Raw genomic sequence first — 22554 nt, 5'->3', positions numbered from 1 at the left:
ATCACCGTGCGGGCGGTAGAATCGTACCTGCCTGCGTGCCCTCCGCACAAACCGACGAGCCGGGAGACCCATGGACTTCAACGCCGGACTGCCCATCCTCCAAGGTGATGGCTTCGAGCTCCGCCCGCTTCGGCGCGCCGACGCCGAAGCGATGCTCGCCCTGCTCCGGGAGCCCGGGGTGGCGCGGTGGTGGGGCGCGTACGACGCCGAGAAGCTGGAGCGCGACTTCTTCGATCCGGCGTGGGCGTACACGTACCTCGTGATCGTCGACGGAGCATTCGCCGGCATTCTGCAGTTCCATGAAGTCCCCGACCCCGACTACAAGAGCGCGGGCGTCGACGTCACGCTGGGCGAGGCGTACCAGGACCGCGGGCTCGGCACGAAGGCGCTCAAGCGGCTCATCCGGTACCTCATCGATGAGCGCGGCCACCATCGCATCACGATCGACCCGGCAACGGACAATGCGCGCGCCATCCGCGTTTACGAGAAGGTCGGCTTCAGGCCCGTGGGTGTGATGCGCGCGTACGAGCGAGACATCACCGGGGCGTGGCACGACGGACTGCTCATGGACCTGCTCGCCGGGGAGTTCGAGGGCTGATGGAGGACGATCGCGAGCAGATACGCCGCTGGCTCGACTCGCTCTACCGCGATACGAAGGTCGTCACGCAGCTGGATGCCATCGTCCGCGCCGAGACGTTCGACCTGCCAGCCGAGGCGATGGACGTCGTGAACGGCCTGCCGCCCGGGCGCTACACGCGCCTGCGGCTGTGCGACCAGCTGAACAGCGCGATCGTGGGGCGGGGGCTTTCCGCCTCGCTCGGCACGCACGACTGACGCACACGCACCGCGCGCTGCAGCCGCTACTCCGGACGGATCGCCGTGGCCATAAGATGCCACACGAGCGTCGTATCGTCGATTGCAATCCCGGTGAATCCTGCCGCGAGGAGCAGCGCCTCCAGCTCGCCGGCGGTGACGCGCACCTCCTGCGGAGGCCCCTTCGGCGTGTCGCGCGGCGCCCAGTCGGCCACAAGCAGTCGTCCGCCCGGCCTGAGCAGCCGGAACGCCTCGCCGTACGACGCAGCAGGGTCTGCGAGTTCGTGGTGCAGGTTGATCATGTAGACGGCGTCCGCGACACCGTCGGCGAGAGGGACGTGCGTCTCGGCCGCCTTGATCGGCACCACACGGCCTTCGGCCACCTCGGGCCGATGCTCGCGCATCCACTCCAGCATCAGGTCTGCCGTGTCGGCCGCGTAGACGGTCGCCTCCGGCGCACGCGCGGCGAAGGCGGCGGCGAACAGCCCGGTGCCCGCGCCGATCTCCACGATGGTGTGTGCGCCCGAGAGCGAGCCGAGCGCCGACCAGAACACGTCAGGCGGCAGCGTGTCGAACCTGCCCGGGTCATTCAGCCGCTCAAGCTTAGCCATATCGAACTTCAGGTGCGCCATTGCGTGCCTCCTCGCGTTGCGCCGATTCTCGCACACGTCGTCCCATTTGGTACGATGCGTGTCACTATGCAGCCGGTCACCTACATCGATAGCCGTGGTCTCGACGACTCGCGGCCCACGTTCAGCGAGGTCGTGGTGCGCGGCATCGCGCCGGGCGGCGGACTCTACGTGCCGGAGCGGCTCCCGTCGTTCACGCTGCCCGAGATACTCGAGCTCGCCGGCCAGCCGTACTGGCGCCGCGCCGCCGCCGTCTTCGCACGCTTCGGCGTGGACGTTCCGGAAGAGCGCATCGCTGCGCTTGTGCAGTCCGCATACGGCTCCCAGTGGGACGACGAACGCATCGCGCCGGTCGTGGAGGTCGTCGCCGACACCCACATTCTCGAACTCTGGCACGGTCCCACGAGTGCCTTCAAGGACATGGCCCTCCAGTGCATGCCGCTCTTCTTCTCCGAAGCGGTGGATCGCATGCAGGCCTCCGGCGGACTCGCCGACGACTATCTCGTGCTCGTGGCGACATCAGGCGACACCGGCAAGGCCGCGCTGGAGGGTTTCGCCGACCGGGCACATACGGGAATCGTGGTCTTCTACCCTGCTGGCGGCGTCTCCGACATCCAGCGCCTCCAGATGGTCACCCAGCGTGGGGACAACGTGGGCGTCTTTGGCGTGCGCGGTAACTTCGACGACTGCCAGAACGCGGTCAAGGCCGCGTTCAACGATGCGGCGTTCAATGCCGAACTGCACGCCGAGCGCGGGCTCAGGCTCTCCTCGGCGAACTCCATCAACTGGGGCCGGCTGCTTCCGCAGATCGCCTACTACGTGAGCGCGTACGCCGACATGGTGGCCGAAGGCGGCGTGAAGCCGGGCTCGCCGATGGACGTGTGCGTGCCCACCGGCAATTTCGGCAACATCTTAGGCGCGTACTACGCCAGGCGCATCGGTGTGCCGATCGGCCGGCTGCTGTGCGCGAGCAACGAGAACAACGTGCTCGTGGACTTCATCGCGACCGGCACGTACGACATCTCGGACCGCGCGTTTGTGACCACGCCCAGCCCGAGCATGGACATCCTCATATCGAGCAATCTCGAGCGCCTGCTCTACGAGCTCGCGGGTGCCGAAGCGGTGCGCGGCTGGATGGCCGAGCTTGCCGAGAACCGCCGGTTCACCGTGGACCGCGACACGTTCGCCGCGGTGCGCGAGCTGATGATCGCCGACTGGGTCACCAACGACGAGAGCCTCGACATCATCAAGCGCGTCTACGACGAGTACGGCTACCTGATGGACCCGCACACGGCGGTGGCATGGGAAGTGGCCGAACGTCTGCGCGGCGAGGACCCGGTGCTTGTGGTCTCGACGGCCCACTGGGCGAAGTTCGGCGCAGACGTCTTCCGGGCGCTTACACAGACCGCGTATGCCGCGCCTCTTGCCGCCGATGCCGCCACACTCTCGGGGCTCGAGCTGCTCGACGAAGTCCGTCGCCTCGCGCCCGACGCAGGTCCCGTTCCCGCTCCCCTCGCTGAGATCGCGATGCTCCCCGAGCGCTTTGGCGCCGTGGTCGACGCCGGCCGCGAGGGCATCGAGAACGCCGTCAGGGAATGGTTCGCGCGGTAGCGGCAGAGCCCGTACCGAAGCGTCACCGAAACGACCGCTTACACGCACCGCAGAGCAGCCACGTTATGACGCACTAACTGCGCTTCCGCTCGGGTACACTCGCCCGGAGAGGGGGCACGGTGCTCGCATCCGAGGGACTCACGCACGCGCTTGCGGCGGCTCGCGACGAACTACACGCTCGCGCGAACGTCGTCGCCACCGGCATCGGCTACAAGGTGAGCGATGGCGTGCGCACAGACCAGCTTTCGATCGTCTGCTCGGTCACCGAGAAGGTGCCCGTTTCGGCGCTTTCCGCTGCCGACATGGTCCCTGTCCGTCTCGGGGACTTCCCGACCGATGTGGTCGCGACCGGCCCGTTCCGCGCGCTCAAGGCGCCCACCGAGCGCTGGCGACCGGCCGAGGGCGGTGTGAGCATCGGCCATGCCTCTATCACCGCAGGCACGCTCGGCTGCGTCGTGCACCGCGGCGAGCAGGTCCTGCTCCTCTCCAACAACCACGTGTTCGCCGACTGCAACGCCGGCGCACCGGGTGACGTGATCCTCCAGCCCGGCCCGATCGACGGGGGGGCGTCTGCCGATCGCATCGCCACGCTCGATCGCTTCGTGCCCATCACGATGGCCGGCGGGGACAGCTCGTGCGCCTTCGCGAAGGGCGTAGCCTCGGGACTCAATGCTCTCGCCCGTCTTGCAGGCAGCAGTGCGCGCATGCAGGTCGTGAGCGAGCGGTCGGCCGCGAACCTCGTCGACGCTGCAACCGCCCTGCCGGACGATTCCGCACTGGTCTCCTCGGAGATCCTGGGAATCGGCGCCATCACCGGGCAGGCCGCAGCCGAACTGGGCATGCGCATCCGCAAGAGCGGCCGCACGACCGGGCTCACCATGGGTGAGATCGAGCAGGTGGACGTAACGGTGGACGTGGGCTACAGCGCCGACCGTGTCGCCCGTTTCTCGGACCAGCTGATGGCCGGGGCGATGAGCCAGGGCGGCGACAGCGGCTCGGCAGTGGTCGACCTGGGGAACAACATAGTGGGGCTGCTGTTCGCAGGCAGTGAGACGAGCACGCTCGTCAATCGGATCGAGCACGTCTTTGCCGGACTCGACGTAGGGTTGTGAAATGACACGACGCGGCATTCTGGACACCATCAGCGGCTGGTTCGGCGGGGGAAGCAAGCCTGACTCCCCGCATGCGACCGACGTGCTCACACGTCATGCCGAGAAGCTGATGCGTCTCCGCGGAGTTCTGAGCGTCGGACTCGGCCGGGATGAGAACGGCGATACAGCGATCGTCGTCGGCCTCGAGAACCCGCTGGCGATTCCCGAGAACATCCCCCGCGAGGTCGAGGGCGTGCCGGTCGTGATTCAGGACGTCGGACGACCGGAGGCACAAGACTAGTGCCCGCACCCGCGGCACGCGGTCGACACCGGTAGCCGCAGAAACCACACTGCTGCTCGCAAGCCGCTGGGGGCCCAGCGGCATCCGCTCAACGACCGGAACGGCCCGTTCGACGGACTGCTGCACGATTCTGGGCCAGATCGCTTCCACCGTTCGCGCCGGTGCGGTACTCTCAGTGTGATGCACGTCACACTCTGAGGGGGGAACACCGATGCATCCACTTTCTCGACGCCTGCTTTCAATCGTCTTGGCAGCGGTCATGCTCACCGCGTTCGCAGCGCCGGCCTCGGCCGCGCGCGCTACGACGCTTTCGGGCACCGTCACCGATATGGACAGCGGCGCCCCGATCGGCGGTGCCGTGATCACGGCAACCGGTACCGGAGGCCAAGGTACGTTCAGAGCCACAACTGACGCCGGCGGCCGCTACAGCATGACCGTGACCGGGGGAACGTTCAGCGTCACGTGCACCGCCAACGGCTACTCCCCGTTCACGCGGACGGGCTTCGCGGTCAAGGCAGGACGGGCCAATACACTCGACGTGAAGCTGATCTCGCTCAAGGGGACGTTGACGGGCCGCGTCACTGACGCCACTACCATGGCGCCGCTCAGCGCCGCCATGGTGACGGTCACTCCCGGCGGCGGCACCGGCCTGACCGACTCATCCGGCATCTACACGATCGTCAACGTCCCCGCGGGCGAGGTTGCTGTCAGTGTCACCCGGACCGGATACTCCAACTTCACGAGCGGCCCGGTAGCGATCACCGGCGGGCAGACCGCGGTCTACGACGTGGCACTCTCCCGGGTGGCCTCCGGCGGCGTCTCGATCGACGCGCTTGCGGCCGATCCAGTGCGCTTCGTCGAACAGAGCACGTCCACCGTCACGCTCACCGCAACGCTCTCGGGCGAACCGGCCGCATACCAGTGGACGCAGGTATCCGGCCCCAAAGTCCCGCTCCAGACAGTCAGTTCCACGGAGGCAACAGCCGACGTCAGTGCGCTCGAAGTAGCCGCCGACGCCGAACTCATCTTCAAACTATCCGTGACCGGAGCGGACAATGTGCCGTCCGAGTCTGAGGTCTCCGTATTCGTGCAGCCAACTGACCTGTACCCGTTCCTCGGACAGAACGTCCAGGTCGGCGGCTCATCAACGGCTGTCGCGACCTTCGAATTCGAGGGCGGCACGTGGACGCTCTTCAACATCGGCAGCCATCTGGTAGCCACCACTGTCGGCACCGCCAAAGGTGAACAGTACTCCGCATACGCCCCCGGGTTCATCACCGACATCGATGTCGTCGCGGTGGGCATGGCCCGCTACGCGCTGCTGTCGTGCGGTACCGCGGGCATCGTGGTGGCTGATATCACGGACCCGCGTGCGATAGCGCTCAAGCCTGCGGTCCGACTGAACTACTACAAGGACGGCGTGACGTTCACCGAAGGCGGTGGAGCCATCCTGTATGGCAACGTCGTCGAGAGCACGACCGCTCCGGTCACCGGCCTCGTCACCGACGGCACCACGCTGTGGATCGCCGACTACGGGTACGGTATCCACCGCACGGCGCTCGCGAACGTGCTTGCACAGACAGGTCCGGTGCTTGAGGCCGACGACACGCTCGCCATCGACGCCGAGGTCTACACGCTGCAGTACGCAGGCGAGAACGCGTGGGGCGGCCCGATGGGCATCGACCTCGTGGGCAACCGGCTGTTCGTTCCGATGGGGAGCCTGGGCCTTGGCATCTTCGATCCGGCGACGCTCGAGCAGGTAGGCCGGTACAACCTCTACACCGATGCGTCCGTAGCCGAAGACTGGTTCTGTGGCATGGACGTGGCCACGCAGGTCGCCACCGATCCCGCCACCGGGGAGCCATTCCTGGACAGCTTCACGGGCCTGCCCGACTACCGGCAGACCAGCTTCGAGATCACCAACGTCATGAAGAACGATGTGGTTGCGCCCACTCCGTGGGCTGACTTCGACCGCTACGGTAAGTTCTACTACAAGGCGCAGGGCGTCGATGTGGTGGACTACGGTGCCCGGCAGATCGCCTACATCGCGTACTCACTCGGCGGGATGGTAGCCGTCGATGTCACCGGCTGCCAGACGGCTACAGCCGACTCCTTCCTCACGGCTGACTACCTCGGCTACGTGCCGGCTGTTCCGGCTAACGGGCCGGACGAGCCAACCGGCGAGCAGTCGCGCAGCCTGCTCCCCTACTTCGGCGCAGGGATGCTCAAGGAGTCGGGCGTGGTGGACGTGGAGGTGGCCGACGGCAGGGTGTTCCTCACCGAGCACTTCGCAGGCCTGATGATCATCGAGGACGCGGCGACGCCGGAGAACTGGCAGGGCGCAGGCGCGCCCTACGACAACGACACCGATGACATCCTCGGCAACCACTGGCCGGACTTCGAGTTCATCACCAGCTTCGACATGTCGGCGTGGGATCCGAGCGACAACGAGTCGATGCCGAAGTGGATGTACGAGTACCCGTGCCTGCTGGCCACGACGGAGATCAACGGCCACGGCAACAGCTTGCTGCTCATGGACGGCATGGACGTCACGTCCGCAGGACAGGTCGACTTGCTGGAGTGCGCGGGCGCAGGCGGCTTCAACTTCGTGGACATCTTCGATCTGAATGCCGCAGCGATGGAGGACCGCTTCGCGGTGCCGGTCTACTTCCCGTCGACCCCGGAGATCGGTGCGGCGCCCGATGGATCGCCCACTCAGACGATGTCCATCGGACACGCCCAGGGCATCGCGAGCTCGGATGAGTACATCTACGTTGCCGACGGTCCTCACGGTGTCTCGGCGTGGAACATCACTGATGCCGACGGGTACGCCACCGACGCCGTCCACGTCGTAGGCAACACGCTGCAGGACGAGTATCCGATCACGGTCGGGACGACGAAGATCTATCCCGCATCGCACGCCACCAACGTCGTGTTCGATGACGCCACCGACACTGTGTGGACGGGAAGCGCCAGCCTCGGACTGAGGCGCGTCAAGGTCGGGGCCGTTGAGAGCGGCACTGGTGCGGTAGGTTCGCCGGTCCTGCTGCCGCTCGCGCTCACGGACTGCTTTGAGCACAACGCCGAGTGGGGCACCGTGAAGGGCCTTCAGTACCAGGATCACGCCTACGACGCGGTCATCAAGGGCAACTACGCCTACACCGCGGACGGTAGCAACGGCATCACGGTCTACGACACCACGAAGAACCCGACCAACCCCAAGGGCGGCTTCGTGGTGGGCAATGTCGGCGCGGGTATGCTCCAGCCGCCGCTCGGCACCGCTTCGGGGATCGCGCTGTGGACCAATCCCGACACGGCCCGCGTCTACGCGTTCGTGGCGTGCGGACCTCGTGGCGTGGGTGTGGTCGATGTGACTGACGTTCGCAACATGTACCTCGTGAAGGTGTTCGAACCCATCAAGCTCGAGGACGGCAAGGTCGGCGCCGCTGACGGCCAGGCCACCGATGTTCTCGTCGTTGGCGACTACGCCTACTTCAGCTACGACAGCTTCGGCGTGGTGTGCTACTCACTTGCGGATCTGATCGAACCGCTGCCCGAGGGGACCAAGCCCACTGAGACCTGGAAGAAGAGCCTCACCGGCCAGCTGGTGTACGACTACCGGCCAGTCGAGACCGGTCGCTTCAAGCTCCAGTGGGTGCCCGGCTACGAGGATGTCGACGGAGGCGCTTTCAAGGCCGACTACACACTCGTCGACGGTAAGCTCGTGTTCTACGTAGGATTCGGCGCGGCGGGCCTTGCCAAGATCGCGTGGGACGACCCCGCCGCTCCGCAGCTGGCCGCACTGGCTCCCACCGCCGGAGAGTGCAACGCAGTCACGGTGAGCCAGGGGCGGGTGTACGTGGCCGACTACAGCGGCGGACTGGTGTTCTTCAAGTAGCAGCCCTGCCTGCAATGAACGACGGAGGGCGCCCCTCGGGGCGCCCTCCTCGTGTTCTCGACACCGGCCACCTAGAGGAGCGGCAGGTACTCCTCGAGCTCGTAGGGTGTCACGCGCGTGTGGTAGTTCATCCACTCGGCCTTCTTGTTGCGCAGGATGTACTCGAAGACCTGGTCGCCGAGCGCCTCGCGCACGAGCGTGCTCTTCTCCATCTCCACGATCGCCTCGTCGAGGTCGCCGGGGAGTGTGCCGATGCCGCATTCGTCGCGCTCGGCCTGCGTCATCTCGTAAACGTCATCGGTCACGTCGGCGGGAAGCGTGAGGCCACGCTCGATACCGTCGAGTCCGGCGGCCAGCATCACGGCGAACGCCAGGTATGGGTTGCACGCCGGATCGGGCGAGCGCAGTTCCACGCGCGTCGCGTTCTCCTTGCCGGGCTTGTACATCGGCACGCGCACCAGCGCCGAGCGGTTGCGGTGCGCCCAGCAGATGTACACGGGCGCCTCGTAGCCCGAGACGAGCCGCTTGTAGCTGTTCACCCACTGGTTGGTGATGAGCGTCGTCTCGCGCGCATGCGCGAGGATGCCGGCGATGTAGCTCTTCGCGGTGGCCGAGAGGTGGAACGGGTCGTTCGCGTCGTAGAACGCGTTCTTGCCGTCCTTGAACAGCGACTGGTGCACGTGCATGCCACTGCCCGCCTCGCCGAACATCGGCTTCGGCATGAACGAGGCGTAGACCCCGTTCTGCTGCGCGACTTCCTTGACCACGACGCGGTAGGTCATGACGTTGTCGGCCATGTTGAGCGCCTCGGCGTAGCGCAGGTCGATCTCGTGCTGGCTCGGGCCCACCTCGTGGTGGCTGTACTCCACCTGGATGCCGAAGCGCTTGAGCGCGCGAACCGTGTCCTTGCGCAGGTCGATCGCGAGATCGCGCGTCGTCTGATCAAAGTAGGTGCCATGGTCGAGCACCTCGGTGCCCATGTCGTCCTTGAAGTAGTAGTACTCGAGCTCGGGGCCCACGAACATCGCGTAGCCCATGGCTGCAGCGCGCTTGAGCTGGCGCTTGAGCACAAAGCGCGGATCCGCCTCGTACGGCGTACCGTCCGGACGCACGATGTCGCAGAACATCGTCGCCACGAGCTGTCCTCCCGTGCGCCAGGGCAGGATCTTGAGGGTCGTGGGGTCGGGGTACGCAACCATATCCGACTCCTGGATGCGCGCGAAGCCCTGGATGGAGCTGCCGTCGAAGCCCATCCCCTCGGTCATCGCCAGTTCGAGCTCGGCCACGTCCATCGTGAAGCTCTTGAGAAAGCCGAGAACGTCGGTGAACCAGAGGTGGATGAACTCGATCTTCTGGTCCTTGATCGTCTGGACCACATCATTGCGAAGCTCCTGGGGCATGACCTCTCCTCGTATTCGTCGCGCTGGTTGTTTCCAAAGCATTTGTGCTGGATTTCCTACGCGTTACAATAGCCGAAATCCACCGGGCCGTGTGGCCTCTGTCCCCAGGGGGGAACCCAGTAATGACGCTTCAGCAGCCCAACGCCAACGACGCCACCCAGACCACCAACCGATCACGCAGCGTGGTCCCCGGCTCGGGCATCTGCACACGCTGCATCGACGGTTGCCGTGGCAACTGCGAGGTCTTCAAGTCGTCGTTCCGCGGCCGTGAGGTCATCTACCCCGGCCCCTTCGGCGAGATCACCGCAGGCGGCGACAAGGACTACCCGATCGACTACTCGCACCTCCAGATCATGGGTTACGCGCTCGGCACGAAGGGCCTCCCCGAGGGCGTTGAGGGCAACCCCGACAACACGCTGTTCCCGATGGTCGACACCGAGACCTCCTTCGGCGTGACCAACCGCGTGAAGATGAAGGTGCCGATCTTCACCGGCGCGCTCGGCTCCACGGAGATCGCCCGGAAGAACTGGGAGCACTTCGCCATCGGCGCTGCTATCTCCGGCGTCTCGATCGTGTGCGGCGAGAACGTCTGCGGCATCGACCCCGGCCTCGAGCGTGACGCCAACGGCAAGGTCACCAAGGCTCCCGACATGGAGCGCCGCGTGGAGTTGTTCCGCCGCTACCAGGAAGACGGCTACGGCGACATCCTCGTGCAGATGAACGTGGAAGACACCCGCCTCGGCGTGGCCGAGTATTGCGTCGAGAAGCTCGGCGTGACCACGATGGAACTCAAGTGGGGCCAGGGCGCCAAGTGCATCGGCGGCGAGATCAAAGTCGACAGCCTCGACCGCGCGCTCGAGCTGCAGAAGCGCGGCTACCTCGTGACCCCCGACCCGTCGAATCCGGCCATCCAGGCAAGCTACCGTGAGGGCGCCATCAAGCACTTCGAGCGCCACAGCCGCCTCGGCTTCATCGATGAGGAGAGCTTTGCGGCCGAGGTGCAGCGCCTTCGCGATCTCGGCGCCAAGCGCGTGACGCTCAAGACCGGCGCCTATGCGATGCGCGAGCTTGCCATGGCCATCAAGTGGTCGAGCAAGTACGGCATCGACCTGCTCACCATCGACGGCGCGCCCGGCGGCACCGGCATGAGCCCGTGGCGCATGATGGAGGAGTGGGGCATCCCCACCTTCTACCTGCAGTGCATGACGCAGGAGCTGTGCGACACACTCGCCGCCAAGGGCGAGCGTGTTCCGGATATCGCCATCGCCGGTGGCTTCTCCACCGAAGACCACGTGTTCAAGGTACTCGCCATGGGCGCCCCGTACGCGAAGGCCGTCTGCATGGGCCGCGCGCTGATGATCCCCGGCTTCGTGGGCAAGAACATCGGCAACTGGCTGGCCGCGAACGACCTGCCGAAGACGGTCTCCGAGTTTGGCGGCACCAAGGAGGAGATCTTCGTCTCCTACGAGACGCTTCGGGCCAAGTACGGCGACGAGGTCGACAACATGCCGCTCGGCGCCATCGCGGTGTACACGTTCGCCGACAAGATCCAGGTCGGCCTGCAGCAGCTGATGAGCGGCTCGCGCACTATGAAGCTCGACACGATCAGCCGCGCAGACGTGGCCGCGCTCACGCACGAGTCTGCGGACATCTCGGGGCTCCCTTACATCATGGATGCATATCGCGACGAGGCGATGCGGATCATCAACGAGTAGGTGTAAGCTAGCAACCCGGCGCACCAGCGCCGCCTCCGGACATCCGGGGGCGGCGCTTCTCATTGCAGGAGAGCCTAGAGAGATGACCGCAAAATCCCACACCCGCGTACCCGAGCCGCAGGCGCCGCTTCCTGCCGACACCCCCACGCTCGAGGCGGACACCTCGAGCCCGCCGCGACGGATCCTGCGCGGCATCCGCACGTTCGAGTCGTTCAAACACCGCGACTACACGTTCTTCTTCTTCGGGGCCTTGCTGTCGAACATCGGGACGTGGACGCAGACCGTAGCACTCGGTTGGGTCATCTACGCGCTCACGCGTTCGTCCGCCTCGCTCGGCATCGTCAACTTCCTATCGGGCATTCCAATCTTCTTCCTTACGCTCTTTGCTGGCTCGCTCGTCGATCACGTCGACCGCCGCAAGCTGCTCATCTGGTCGCAGTTCATCATGATGGGTCAGGCCGTCGCCTTCGCATATCTGAACTACACGGGCCACATCACCATGGAGTGGATCTACAGCCTCACGCTCGCTGCCGGCGTCGTGTCTGCGTTCATGTTCCCGGCATGGCAGGCGATGGTCCCGGACCTCGTGCCGCGCTCGTCGCTGCTCAACGCCGTCGCCCTGTCCTCGGCGCAGTTCAACGCAGCGCGCCTGGTCGGGCCGATGGTGACCGCAACGATCATGGCCGCGTTCGCCGCCAACGAGAGCCTGGGGATCACGCTGGTGTTCGCGTTCAACGCGGCCAGCTTCCTGTTCGTCATCTGGGCGCTTGCGGTCATCCGTCCCGCGCAGGAGATGCAACGGCATGTCGAAGGGCAGTCGGTGCGTCGGACGCTCGGCGCGGGACTCGCCTACGCGCGCGACCACAGACATGTGGCGGCGCACCTGTTCACCGCGGCGATGCTCACGATCTTCGGCATGCCGTTCATGACGCTTCTGCCGGCCATCGCCGTGGACGTTCTCGGACTCGGCAGCACCGGGTACTCGTCCTTGATGATCTTCAACGGTGCGGGAGCACTCGTGGGCGCGCTGGCCGTGGCCTCGCTGCCAGCGAGCTTCCGCAGGGAACGCATCATCGGGTACGGCCTCACCACGATGGCGCTCGGCTCGGTGGCCCTGTCGTTCTCGCGCTCGTACGCGCTGTCCTGCGTCCTGCTCACGGTACTGGGCGCCGCATTCCTCGCATGCGTCTCGAGCATAAACACGAACCTGCAGACCGCAGCGCCAAACTACCTGCGCGGACGGATCATGGCGCTGTTCGTCATCGCCTTCATGGGCATGATGCCGTTCGGCGCGCTCGCGTTCGGTGCGCTGGGCGACCTCGTGGGCCCGAGCCGGGCGGTCCTGACCGGCGGCCTGGTGTTGCTCCTATGGGCGCTGTATCTGTTGGCCAGACCGGCGATCTTGTGCCCGCGGACGGACCCGGAGTGCCCCTCCCGCTCGTGAGAGCATTCACTTGTAACTCTTGTTACAATCCCTCTTCGTACGCTCGTTCCTACGAAAGGGGTCTACTGTGGCAGGATTCGACGGTAAGGTCGCACTGGTCACCGGCGGCGGCTCAGGCATCGGCCGGGACACTTCCCTCGGACTCGCCCGCGGCGGCGCGAAAGTCGTGGTCTCCGACGTTGATGAAGCCGGCGGCAACGAAACCGTCAGTATGATTGCGAGCGCCGGTGGCACCGCGACTTTCGTGAAGGCCGATGTCTCCAAGGCCGAAGAGGTCGAGGCGGCTGTGGCGCAGACGGTTGCCGAATTCGGCGGCCTCAACATCATCATCAACAACGCCGGCATCGGCGGTGAGGCCAACATGACGGGCGACTACTCGCTCGAGGGTTGGCACAAGGTGATCGACATCAACCTGCACGGCGTCTTCTACGGCATGCGCTACGCGATTCCCGCGATCCTCGCCTCTGGCGGCGGCGCGATCGTCAACGTCTCGAGCATCCTCGGACTCGTGGGCTGGGCCTCGGCTCCCGCCTACGTTGCCGCCAAGCACGCGGTATCCGGCCTCACGAAGGCCGCTGCCACCGAGTACGGGCAGCAGGGCATCCGCGTGAACTCCGTGCATCCTGGCTTCATCGAGACACCGCTGCTCACCAAGGCCGGGATCACTCCCGGCAGCGATGGGTACACCTTCATCGCGAGCAAGCACGCGATGAACCGCCTCGGCACCGCAGACGAGGTCGCGAACCTCATCGTCTGGCTCTGTTCCGACGAGGCCTCGTTCATGACGGGCTCGAACGTCGCCGTCGACGGCGGCTACACCTGCCAGTAGCAGCATCCGGAGTCCTGCGGGTCGCGCTCTGTCTGCCGCGATCCGCGGGATTCTGTCTGTTTTGGCACGGGTGTTGCAAGAGGACGCGCGAGTAGTGCGACCCGCTATCCCTCCCCCCCTCGGACGCGGGGAATCGCCGCTCACCTGAGTCGAGGCGCGTCCCCCACGCGCCTCGCTCCTTATTCCGGGCACCCCCCTGCCTGGAACGACAGAGGCCCGGCATCTCGCCGGGCCTCTGTCTTTGTCCTGATGGGTCTCGGCCTAACCGAAGCGGCCGGTGATATACGACTCGGTGCGCACGTCGTCGGGATTCGTGAACATCCGCTTGGTGTCGCCCATCTCCACGAGGAACGCCGGCGCGTCCAGGCTCTCGCGCAGCATGAAGGCCGTCTGGTCCGAGATCCGCGCAGCCTGCTGCATGTTGTGCGTGACGATCACGATCGTCACCTCGGATTTCAGCACAGCGATGGTGTCCTCGATCTGCTGCGTGGAGATCGGGTCGAGCGCCGAGGCCGGCTCGTCCATCAAAATGACCTCCGGCTTCGTGGCAAGCGCACGCGCGATGCACAGACGCTGCTGCTGCCCGCCCGAGAGCTCGAACGCGTGCTTCTTGAGGCTGTTGCGCACCTCTTCCCACAGCGCGGCCCCCTTGAGGGACTGCTCGACAAGGTCAGCGAGGTCTCCCCTGTTGCGAATGCCCTGCGTTCGGGGACCGTAGGCGACGTTGTCGAAGATGGACATCGGAAACGGGTTCGGCCGCTGAAACACCTGGCCCACGCGCATCCTGAGCTCGACCGGGTCCATCGCCTTGCCCATGATGTCCTGTCCGTCGAGTGTGATACGACCGCCGACGTGTACGTTGCCGAACTCGTCGTTCATTCGATTGAGACACCGGAGCAGCGTGGACTTGCCGCACCCCGAAGGCCCGATCAGCGCAGTGACGGCGCGCGCGGCGATCTGCATGCTGACACCCTCGATCACGCGATCGCGCCCGTACGCGACGGAGACGTCCGACAGCGAAAAGGAGCCAACTGCCTCGGCCGACGTCGCAAGCGCGCGGTCGGCGACACGCTCAGCCGCCCGCTCGCTTGCCGGGACGTTCGGAGCCACCATCGCGGCGCTCCCGTTCTCGGGCAACTGCAGCGCGATCACCACTGGACCTTCCTCCTCTGTGCCGACCGCCACCAGGCGGCGATGATGCTGACGAAGCTGATGCCGACCACGAGCACGAGCGCGGTGCCCCAGACGAGGGTCGGGTCCCATCCGGGGACTGATGTGACCTGTGCGTAGATGTGGTACGGGAGGGCCATGAACTGCGAGCCCGGTCCATCCGGGATGCGGCGCATCTGGAAGACCGCCCCGGTGAACAGGATCGGCGCCGTCTCGCCCGCAGCCCGCGCGAGGCCGAGGATCGAGCCGGTGATGATACCGGGCGCGGCGGCGGGCAGGACCACCTTGTAGATGGTCCGGAGCCTCGTGGCGCCGAGCGCGAGCGATGCCTGCCGCAGGTCCTGGGGGATCTGCCGCAGCGCTTCCTCGGTAGCCGTGATGACCACCGGGAGCGTCATGCAGGTGAGCGTGAGCGCCGCCGCGATGATCGAGCGGCCGAACCCTGCGAGCAGCACGAAGGCCGCAAGGCCGAACAGTCCGTAGACGATCGACGGAACGCCCGCCATGTTGGTGATGGCGAGCCGGATGGCCCGTGTCGTGAAGTTCCGGGGAGCGTACTCGGCGAGGTGGATGCCCGCAAGGATGCCGATCGGCAGCGTGAGCGCAGCGGTGCCGAGGGTGACGTAGAGCGTGCCGACGATGACCGGGAAGATGCCGCCGTCGCGGCCCCGGTCCTTCGGCACCTGGGTGAGGAACGTCCAATCGATGGCAGCCGCGCCGTGGTAGACGATGTAGCCGAGCACGAAGAGCGCGAGCGCGACGACGCTCGCGGCCATCGCACCGAGCACGATGTGCGCCACGACCTCGGTCACGCGGGCCCGCCTGATGGTGGAGCGCGTACTCATCGGCGCCACCGCTTCCGCTGACGCTCGAGCACCATATCGGCGGCCAGATTGATGGTGAACGTGATGATGAACAGGACCAGGCCGACCGCGAACAGCACCGAGTAGTGCAGACCGCCCTGAACGACCTCGCCCATCTCGGCGGCGATCGTGCCGGTCATGGTCCGCACCGACTCGAGCGGGGAGCCAGGCATGATAGCGGCGTTGCCGGTGAGCATGAGCACGGCCATGGTCTCGCCGATGGCCCGTCCGAGTCCGAGCATCGTCGCGGCGAAGATGCCCGAGCCCGCGGCCGGCAGCGTCACCTTGTAGGTGGTCTGCCAGCGCGTGTTGCCAAGCGCCGCGGAGCCTCGCCGGAGGTCGGAGGGGACGGCATGCAGCGCGTCTTCCGATATCGAGATCACGGTGGGGATCGACATGACCCCGAGCACGATACCGCCCGTGAGCGCAGTCATGCCGCTGTCCAGCACGAACACGCTCTTCACGAGCGGGATGAGCACCGCCACACCGATCAGACCGTAGACCACCGAGGGAACGGCGGCCATGAACTCGATGATCGTCTTCATGACCTCCTTCACCCTTCGGTCGGAGAACTCCGAGATGTAGAGCGCCGCCCCCACACCGACCGGAACACACACGAGCAGTGCGACACCCGTGACGAACAGCGAGCCGATGATGAGCGGCAACATCCCGAACTTACCCGGGCTCGACGTGGGATACCACGCCGTGCCGGAGAGCATCGAGCCCACGCCGGCCTCGTTGATCGCCCGAAGCGCATTCCACAGCAGGAAGCCTGCGATGGCCGCGAGGATGATGATCGCGAGCCAGCCGCAGAAGTAGATGAGTCCCCGGACGACGGCCTCGGCCGCACGACGCGAAGTCGTGCGGCCGAGTCTGCGCCCGGAGATGGAGGGAGGCGTTGTCATCTCCGGTTACGGCAGCGGCACAAAGCCCTCGTCCTCGACAAGCTGCTGGCCCTCGGCGCCGAGGATCCAGTCGAGGTAGGCCTGCATGACACCATCGACCTCGCCGTTGCTGTACATGTACAGGTAGCGGCTGATCGGGTACGAACCGTCGGTAGCGGTCTCGATCGACGCCTTGACGCCATCGATCGCAACGACGCTCACATCATCGGTGAGGTAGCCGAGGCCGATGTAGCCGATGCCGGCCTCGTTGGCCGCTACCTCATCGGCGATCGCCTGGTTCGACGGGAGCAGCTTGGCGCTCGCGGCGTACTCGGCGTTCTCGTCCTCGGCAGCCACGACCTCTTCCTTGAAGTACTCGTAGGTGCCCGAGGAGCTGTCGCGCGAGAGCAAGACGATCTGCTTGTCCGCGCCGCCGACGTCCTTCCAGTTGGTGATCTCACCGCGGAAGATCTGGCCGAGCTGCTCCAGGGTGAGCTCCTCGACGTCGTTCGCAGGATTCACGACCACGGCGATGCCGTCGATCGCGACCTTGTGCTCGACGGGATCCACGCCGTTGGCCTCGGCCTCGGTGATCTCCTCGTCCTTGATCCCACGAGAGGCGTTGGCGAACTCGGCGGTGCCGTTGATGAGCGCCGCGATGCCGGTGCCGGAGCCGCCGCCCTGGACCGAGATGTCCACACCGGGGTTGGCGTCCATGAACCCGTCGCTCCACGCCGTGGCGACGTTCAGGAGCGTGTCCGAGCCCTGGACGGTGATCGAGCCTTCGAGCTCTACGGTCTCTCCGGCCGCGGGCTCCTCGGTGGTCGGCTCCTCCTCGGCGGTGCAACCGGCGAGCGCAACGGTGCCCGCGAGCATCGCGATCGCAAGCCCTGACGCAAGGTACTTCTTGAGGTTCACTCCTCGCTCCTTTACTTGGTGACAGCATCGGTGCCAGCGCATCGCTGACCGCACTCACCCTAGTCGTCACGCCGGAACCAATGGTTGCATACGTGTAACACCCGACCGCTTCTTGTGAATTGATTGTGAAATTCATTTCACATCGCCGCCGGGCCTGCCAGAATGGCCGGGAAGCCGTGCGTGAGCGAAGGAGTGACGCGCGTGTCCAGGATTCTCATCGTCGAGGACGACCCGATCATCAGGCAGACCGAGGAGTACGCGCTGCGCCGCGCGGGCTTTGAGGTGTCGAGCTCGGCCGACGGCCTTGAGGGGCTCGAGATGGCCCTTCGCGACAGACCCGACCTGATCGTGCTCGATCTCATGCTGCCGGGCATCGACGGGTACCGCTTTGCCGAGGAGGTGCGCCGCACAAGCGCCGAAGTGGCGATCATCATGGTGACCGCGCTCGACACCGAACGGGACGCGGTACGCGGTCTGGACGCCGGCGCCGACGACTACATCGGCAAGCCGTTTTCAATGGAGGAGCTGCTCGCACGCGTGCGGGCGAACCTGCGCCGTGTGCGGGCGCGGGCGGTTGTGGACAGCAACGAGGTCATCGAGGTCGGGGACCTCGTGATCGAGCCTGCCGAGCTGCGGGTCTCGGTGGCCGGTGAGCACGCGGCGCTACGCCTGAAGGAGTTCCAGCTGCTCGTCGCACTCGCCCGCAACGCCGGCTCGCTCATGTCCCGCCAGCGTCTCGCGCACGAGGTGTGGGGCTACGATCATCTCCCCTCGTCCCGCACGATCGACGTGCACATCCGCCGCGTACGACAGGCAGTCGAGGAGCCCTCGGCCTATAACTACATCCAGACGGTCCACGGTGCCGGCTACCGGTTCGATCCCCGGCCGAAGGGAGCGCATCAGCTCTCGTGAGGCGACCGCTCATCCCACGCTCGTCGGCCTACCGGGTGCGGCTCATCGTCGGCTTCGTCGTCGCGATCGGCGTGGTCGCGGGCGCCTGGGCGTGGAGCCTCACCGGACCGGTGACCGACGCGGTCATGGACCAGCAGGAAGCGCGGCTTGCCGACCTCGCACGAGCCGGAACGATGATGCTCACGCACACCGATCTCTCGCTTGAGGCGAGCGTCTCGGGACTCGCCGGCACGAGCGGCGTCCGGACGACCGTCATCGCCGCCGACGGGACGGTACTCGCCGACAGCGAGGAGGAGACCTCCACGCTCGAGAACCACGGTGATCGGCCCGAGGTGCGCTCCGCGCTTCGCGGCGAGACAGGCAGCGACGTGCGCCGCTCGGACACACAAGGCGTCGATCGCATGTACGTCGCGGTTCCCGCGACCTACCACGACGCGCCGGTGGTGCTTCGCGTCTCGGAGTCCCTCGAGCAGATCGACGACATCTCGGCGTCGATGCGCCGTGCCGGAGTGCTGCCGCTCCTTGCGGTGCTCGTCATCGCGACCGCCGTAGGCTGGTTCGTCACCCGCGACGCCGCAGGCCCTGTGGAGCGTCTCGCCGGCTCGGCACGCGCCATGGCCGACGGTGACCTCAGCTCGCCCGTGCCCGAGAGCGACGGTGCCCTCGCACCGCTTGCGGGCTCCCTCGGGGACCTGCGCGACCAGCTCCGCGAGCGTCTCGATGCCCTTGAGGGCGAGCAGCGTACCTTGCGCCACGCACTCGACGGTCTGTCGGACGCAGTGCTGCTGTTCGACGGGAACACCGTGCGCCTCGCGAACCGCGCGCTCAAGACGATGTTCCGCGTGGTACCCGGCGACCTCCGTGGCCGACCGCTTTCGGACCTCGGCCTGCCCGCCCCGGTCGAGGCGGCGATAGCCGACGGCCTTGCGTCGGGAGACGGCGCGAGCGCGGACCTCGGGCCGGACCCGTATCACCGCTACCATCGCGTGCTGGTCGTCCCGCTCGGCGAGACCGACGGCTCGCAGCGCACGCTCGCCGTCATCGGCGACGTCACCGACCGGATGCGGCTCGATGCGGTGCGGCGGGACTTCGTGGCCAACGCCTCGCATGAGCTGAAGACGCCGGTCGCCGGCATCCTGCTCCTCGCCGAGTCGGCCGAGAACGCGGTGAGCGATGGCGACAGCGAGCAGGCGCTCGCGTTCGTTCCGCAGATCGCCGGCGAGGCAGCGCGCCTCAAGCGGCTCGTAGCCGAACTGCTCGATCTCTCGCGCGTCGAGAGCGTACCCGGCCAGGCCGAGGTAGCCGACGTCCGGCGGGCCGTGGAGCTGGCGCTTGCGGGGCACCGTCGCGCGGCTTCGGCCAAGGGTCTCTCGCTCGCTGCCGAGCTTCAGGCGGTCGCGGGTGCAGACGTCGCCGTGCGTTGCGGTACGACCGACCTCGCGATCGTCCTCGACAACCTGCTCTCGAACGCTATCGCCTACACCGAGCGCGGCGGGGTGACCGTGCGTGTCTCGGCAGACGACGAGACGGTGACGATCGATGTCGCAGACACGGGCATCGGAATCCCCACGGCCGACGTGGAGCGCGTCTTCGAGCGCTTCTACCGTGTCGACCGCGCACGGTCCCGCACGAGCGGCGGCACGGGACTCGGCCTGGCGCTCGTCCGCAACACCGTGGAGCGCGCGGGCGGAACGGCTAGGATCACCTCGGACCCCGGCGCTGGAACGACCGCTACGGTGCGTCTTCCCCGGGCTCGCTGAAGTCCGCCTCCGAGGAGCCGGCGCCCCAGCGCGCGGACACGAGCACCACTGCCGCGAGCCACGACGCGCCGAGCAGCCAGGAACCGACCACGTCGCCGAGGTAGTGGACGCCCAGATAGACGCGCGCCATGGCGATCGTGAGCGCGGCCAGCACGCAGAGCACCGTCGCGATCAGTGCGCGCCGAAGGCTCCGCTCGTGGAGGATGATGAGGAACGCGAGCGACCCGAAGAAGAGCAGGCTTGCGAGCGCGTGGCCCGACGGAAAGCTGTACGTCTCGGGGATCGGAATGCGCGCGACCTCAAGGGCCGGGCGCAGACGCGCGAAGAGCAGCTTCAGCAGCACACCGAACGCAGAGCCCGACAGCACCCCGATGACGAGCGTGGCCGCCGACGTCCGATTGCCTCGCGCCCAGAAGAGCATCGCCGTCCCCACGGTGAGGATGACCATCGGCCAGAAGTCGCCCAGCCTGGTGGCGAAACGCGCGAACGCCTCGAGACCCGGCAGTTCGATGGACCTGATCGCCTCGGAAACGGCGATGTCGAGCTGGATCCACGCCGGAGCGATGATGAGCGCGAGGCCGAGCGCAATGAACGCGGCGAGCGCCGAGAACGCGACCACCACGAGCACGCCCACCCTCGGGTCACGCTGCCAGCGCTCTCGGCGTCCGGGAAGCATGGTCTCACGCCCCCGCAGTCTCGAGCAGGCGTGACGCGACCTGCTTCTTGCGCGAGAGAAGACCGTCGACCCACGCCGGACCGGCCGACAGCTCTATGCCGAGCGCGCGCTCGGCGATGCGGGTCTTGCCGACCGCGAAGACCTGACTCCCCTCGCGGACCACGTCGGTGACGAGCAGCATCGCCAGGTCGAGGCTCCGACGCCCGGCCAGCTCCTCGAGGGCGGCGGCCAGCTCCGCCGAGCGGTCGAGGTACTCGGCCACATCCACCGTCTCCACCTGTGCCACGCCGATCGCAAGATCGCCCGCGCGGTACTCCTTGAGGTCGCGGCCTACCGCATCGGGCGCAGAGAAGTCCACTCGCTCGGCACGTGCGCGGAACATCTCGAGGCCGAACTCGATCGGGTCGATCTCGAGCTGCGCGGCGAGGCGATCGGCCACCTCGTGATCGGTCGGGGTCGTGGTGGGACTCTTCAGAAGCACCGTGTCGGTCAGCACGGCCGAGAGCAGCACGCCTGCCATACCATCGGGCGGCGCGACGCCCAGGTCGCGGTACCGCTCGGCGACGATGGTCGCGGTCGAGCCGACCGGGAGGTTGAGGAACAGGATCGGTGCGGCAGTCTGCACGTCGCCCACGCGGTGGTGGTCGACGATCTCGACCACCGCGGCGTCCTCGACACCCGGTGCAGATTGCGAGAGCTCGTTGTGGTCGAGCAGGATGACCCGGCGACGGAAGCCGCGCGCAAGGTTGGTCCTCGTGAGGATGCCTTCGAGCCGACCCTCTTCATCCACGACGAGCGCCTCGCGATGGACGCTGTCCATCAGGTCCTCGGCCACCTCGGCGAGCAGCGCGTCCGGGCCCACCAGCAACGGCGAAGTGTCCATCAGGCCGCCCACCGAGTGCCCCAGGTTCACGAGACGTGCGGTGGCGTAGGTGTCGTGCGGGCTCGAGATGATGGCAGCGCCGCGCGCGGCGGCCAGGTCGAGCACGCCGGCGTCCGGCTCCGAACCCCCGCTGATGATCAGGCATGCTGCGCCCGCCTCGAGCGCCTGAGGCTGGGTGCGGAGGCGGTCGCCCACGATCAGCGTGTCGCCGGCGTGGATGTAGGACACCATCGTCTCCGGCTCCATCGCGCCGATGAGCACAGAACCGGTCAGCCGCTTGGCGACGTCGCCGGCAAGAACGCGACCGCCAAGCACGGCAGCCAGCTCGGCCACCGTCAGAGGCAGCTTCGCAAAGCCGAGCATCTCGGTCTCGCCGATGTAGAGCTCCGCGAGAATCTGCTGATTCATGAGCCCGCGAACACCGCCCTCGGCGTCTGTGACCGGAAGGGCGCGCACGTTGTGCTCCCGCATCAGGCGTCCCGCGGTGAGCATATTGTCTTCCGGGGAGACCGTGACGACGCCGGCGCTCATGGCGTCGCGGACCCGGGTGCGCACGTGTGGGATCTCGTCGGGCAGATCCACGCCGAAGCGCTCGAAGACCCACGCGGTCTCGGGCGGGACGGGCCCCAAACGGGCAGGCAGGTAGACCTCGTCCGGATCGGTCACGTTCTTCAGGTGCGCGTAGGCGACCGCCGAGCAGATCGAGTCGTTATCCGGATTGCGATGTCCGAAGACCAGGATCGGTCCCATGGCTCCC

Annotated in this window: 19 protein-coding genes; 11 read left to right on the top strand and 8 right to left on the bottom strand. The window is 66.7% G+C overall.

Annotated features, from left to right (window positions below; all coding sequences use genetic code 11):
* The first annotated feature begins 70 nt into the window (after positions 1–70).
* The gene (locus tag Q7W51_10020) at positions 71–598 is read left to right on the top strand and encodes a GNAT family protein (protein MDO8848706.1); all 528 of its coding nucleotides are present in this window, start codon (positions 71–73) and stop codon (positions 596–598) included.
* The gene (locus tag Q7W51_10015; protein MDO8848705.1) at positions 598–834 is read left to right on the top strand and encodes a hypothetical protein; all 237 of its coding nucleotides are present in this window, start codon (positions 598–600) and stop codon (positions 832–834) included. The genes Q7W51_10020 and Q7W51_10015 overlap by 1 nt, the downstream gene beginning before the upstream one ends.
* A 26-nt stretch (positions 835–860) precedes the next feature.
* Here Q7W51_10015 and Q7W51_10010 read toward each other — a convergent pair whose 3' ends face one another.
* Positions 861–1445, bottom strand: coding sequence for a class I SAM-dependent methyltransferase (locus Q7W51_10010; protein ID MDO8848704.1), 585 nt, complete (start codon positions 1443–1445; stop codon positions 861–863).
* 3 nt (positions 1446–1448) lie between these two features.
* Here Q7W51_10010 and thrC point away from each other — a divergent pair, with 3 nt between their 5' ends.
* From thrC to Q7W51_09990, 4 genes are all read left to right on the top strand, one after another.
* Positions 1449–3053, top strand: coding sequence for a threonine synthase (gene thrC, locus Q7W51_10005; GenBank protein MDO8848703.1), 1605 nt, complete (start codon positions 1449–1451; stop codon positions 3051–3053).
* A gap of 119 nt (positions 3054–3172) precedes the next feature.
* Complete coding sequence (locus Q7W51_10000; protein MDO8848702.1) at positions 3173–4165, top strand: hypothetical protein; 993 nt, start codon at positions 3173–3175, stop codon at positions 4163–4165.
* A 1-nt stretch (position 4166) separates the two neighbouring features.
* Positions 4167–4445 carry a hypothetical protein gene (locus Q7W51_09995; protein MDO8848701.1) on the top strand — a complete coding sequence of 93 codons (279 nt, stop codon included), beginning with the start codon at positions 4167–4169 and terminating at the stop codon, positions 4443–4445.
* Between the two features lie 211 nt (positions 4446–4656).
* Positions 4657–8343: a carboxypeptidase regulatory-like domain-containing protein gene (locus Q7W51_09990; protein MDO8848700.1), complete on the top strand. Its 3687-nt coding sequence runs from the start codon at positions 4657–4659 to the stop codon at positions 8341–8343.
* Positions 8344–8414: 71 nt separating this feature from the next.
* Here the strand turns inward: Q7W51_09990 and Q7W51_09985 are convergent, their stop codons facing one another.
* Positions 8415–9743, bottom strand: a complete 1329-nt coding sequence (locus Q7W51_09985) for a glutamine synthetase family protein (protein ID MDO8848699.1) — start codon at positions 9741–9743, stop codon at positions 8415–8417.
* Between the two features lie 122 nt (positions 9744–9865).
* On the opposite strand from Q7W51_09985, the gene Q7W51_09980 reads away from it, so the two are divergent.
* From Q7W51_09980 to Q7W51_09970, 3 genes are all read left to right on the top strand, one after another.
* Positions 9866–11458: a glutamate synthase-related protein gene (locus Q7W51_09980; protein ID MDO8848698.1), complete on the top strand. Its 1593-nt coding sequence runs from the start codon at positions 9866–9868 to the stop codon at positions 11456–11458.
* An 82-nt stretch (positions 11459–11540) separates the two neighbouring features.
* Complete coding sequence (locus Q7W51_09975) at positions 11541–12902, top strand: MFS transporter (GenBank protein ID MDO8848697.1); 1362 nt, start codon at positions 11541–11543, stop codon at positions 12900–12902.
* 67 nt (positions 12903–12969) lie between these two features.
* Positions 12970–13731: an SDR family oxidoreductase gene (locus tag Q7W51_09970; protein ID MDO8848696.1), complete on the top strand. Its 762-nt coding sequence runs from the start codon at positions 12970–12972 to the stop codon at positions 13729–13731.
* A 261-nt stretch (positions 13732–13992) separates the two neighbouring features.
* On the opposite strand, the gene pstB is transcribed toward Q7W51_09970, so the two are convergent.
* From pstB to Q7W51_09950, 4 genes are read right to left on the bottom strand one after another with little or no spacing between them, the layout of a single operon-like run.
* Positions 13993–14886, bottom strand: a complete 894-nt coding sequence (gene pstB / locus Q7W51_09965) for a phosphate ABC transporter ATP-binding protein PstB (protein MDO8848695.1) — start codon at positions 14884–14886, stop codon at positions 13993–13995.
* Positions 14880–15746 carry a phosphate ABC transporter permease PstA gene (gene pstA / locus Q7W51_09960; protein MDO8848694.1) on the bottom strand — a complete coding sequence of 289 codons (867 nt, stop codon included), beginning with the start codon at positions 15744–15746 and terminating at the stop codon, positions 14880–14882. Before pstA ends, pstB begins: the two co-directional genes overlap by 7 nt.
* The gene (gene pstC / locus Q7W51_09955; GenBank protein MDO8848693.1) at positions 15743–16669 is read right to left on the bottom strand and encodes a phosphate ABC transporter permease subunit PstC; all 927 of its coding nucleotides are present in this window, start codon (positions 16667–16669) and stop codon (positions 15743–15745) included. Before pstC ends, pstA begins: the two co-directional genes overlap by 4 nt.
* 6 nt (positions 16670–16675) lie before the next feature.
* The gene (locus Q7W51_09950; protein ID MDO8848692.1) at positions 16676–17566 is read right to left on the bottom strand and encodes a PstS family phosphate ABC transporter substrate-binding protein; all 891 of its coding nucleotides are present in this window, start codon (positions 17564–17566) and stop codon (positions 16676–16678) included.
* A 201-nt stretch (positions 17567–17767) separates the two neighbouring features.
* Here Q7W51_09950 and Q7W51_09945 point away from each other — a divergent pair, with 201 nt between their 5' ends.
* Both Q7W51_09945 and Q7W51_09940 read left to right on the top strand, forming a co-directional pair.
* A complete protein-coding gene (locus tag Q7W51_09945; protein ID MDO8848691.1) occupies positions 17768–18478 on the top strand; it encodes a response regulator transcription factor in 711 nt (236 codons plus the stop codon).
* The gene (locus Q7W51_09940; GenBank protein ID MDO8848690.1) at positions 18475–20238 is read left to right on the top strand and encodes an ATP-binding protein; all 1764 of its coding nucleotides are present in this window, start codon (positions 18475–18477) and stop codon (positions 20236–20238) included. The genes Q7W51_09945 and Q7W51_09940 overlap by 4 nt, the downstream gene beginning before the upstream one ends.
* On the opposite strand, the gene Q7W51_09935 is transcribed toward Q7W51_09940, so the two are convergent.
* Together Q7W51_09935 and Q7W51_09930 are read right to left on the bottom strand one after the other, a co-directional pair.
* On the bottom strand, positions 20210–20914 hold the full coding sequence (locus Q7W51_09935) for a phosphatase PAP2 family protein (protein ID MDO8848689.1): 705 nt from the start codon (positions 20912–20914) through the stop codon (positions 20210–20212). The genes Q7W51_09940 and Q7W51_09935 overlap by 29 nt on opposite strands.
* A 4-nt stretch (positions 20915–20918) precedes the next feature.
* Positions 20919–22547: a putative manganese-dependent inorganic diphosphatase gene (locus Q7W51_09930; protein ID MDO8848688.1), complete on the bottom strand. Its 1629-nt coding sequence runs from the start codon at positions 22545–22547 to the stop codon at positions 20919–20921.
* Positions 22548–22554 lie beyond the last annotated feature (7 nt).

The sequence above is a fragment of the Coriobacteriia bacterium genome, assembly GCA_030652115.1.
Classification (GTDB): domain Bacteria; phylum Actinomycetota; class Coriobacteriia; order Anaerosomatales; family Anaerosomataceae; genus UBA6100.
Note: the sequence above shows the minus strand (reverse complement) of the source record. Positions and strands in the feature narration are given on the sequence as shown.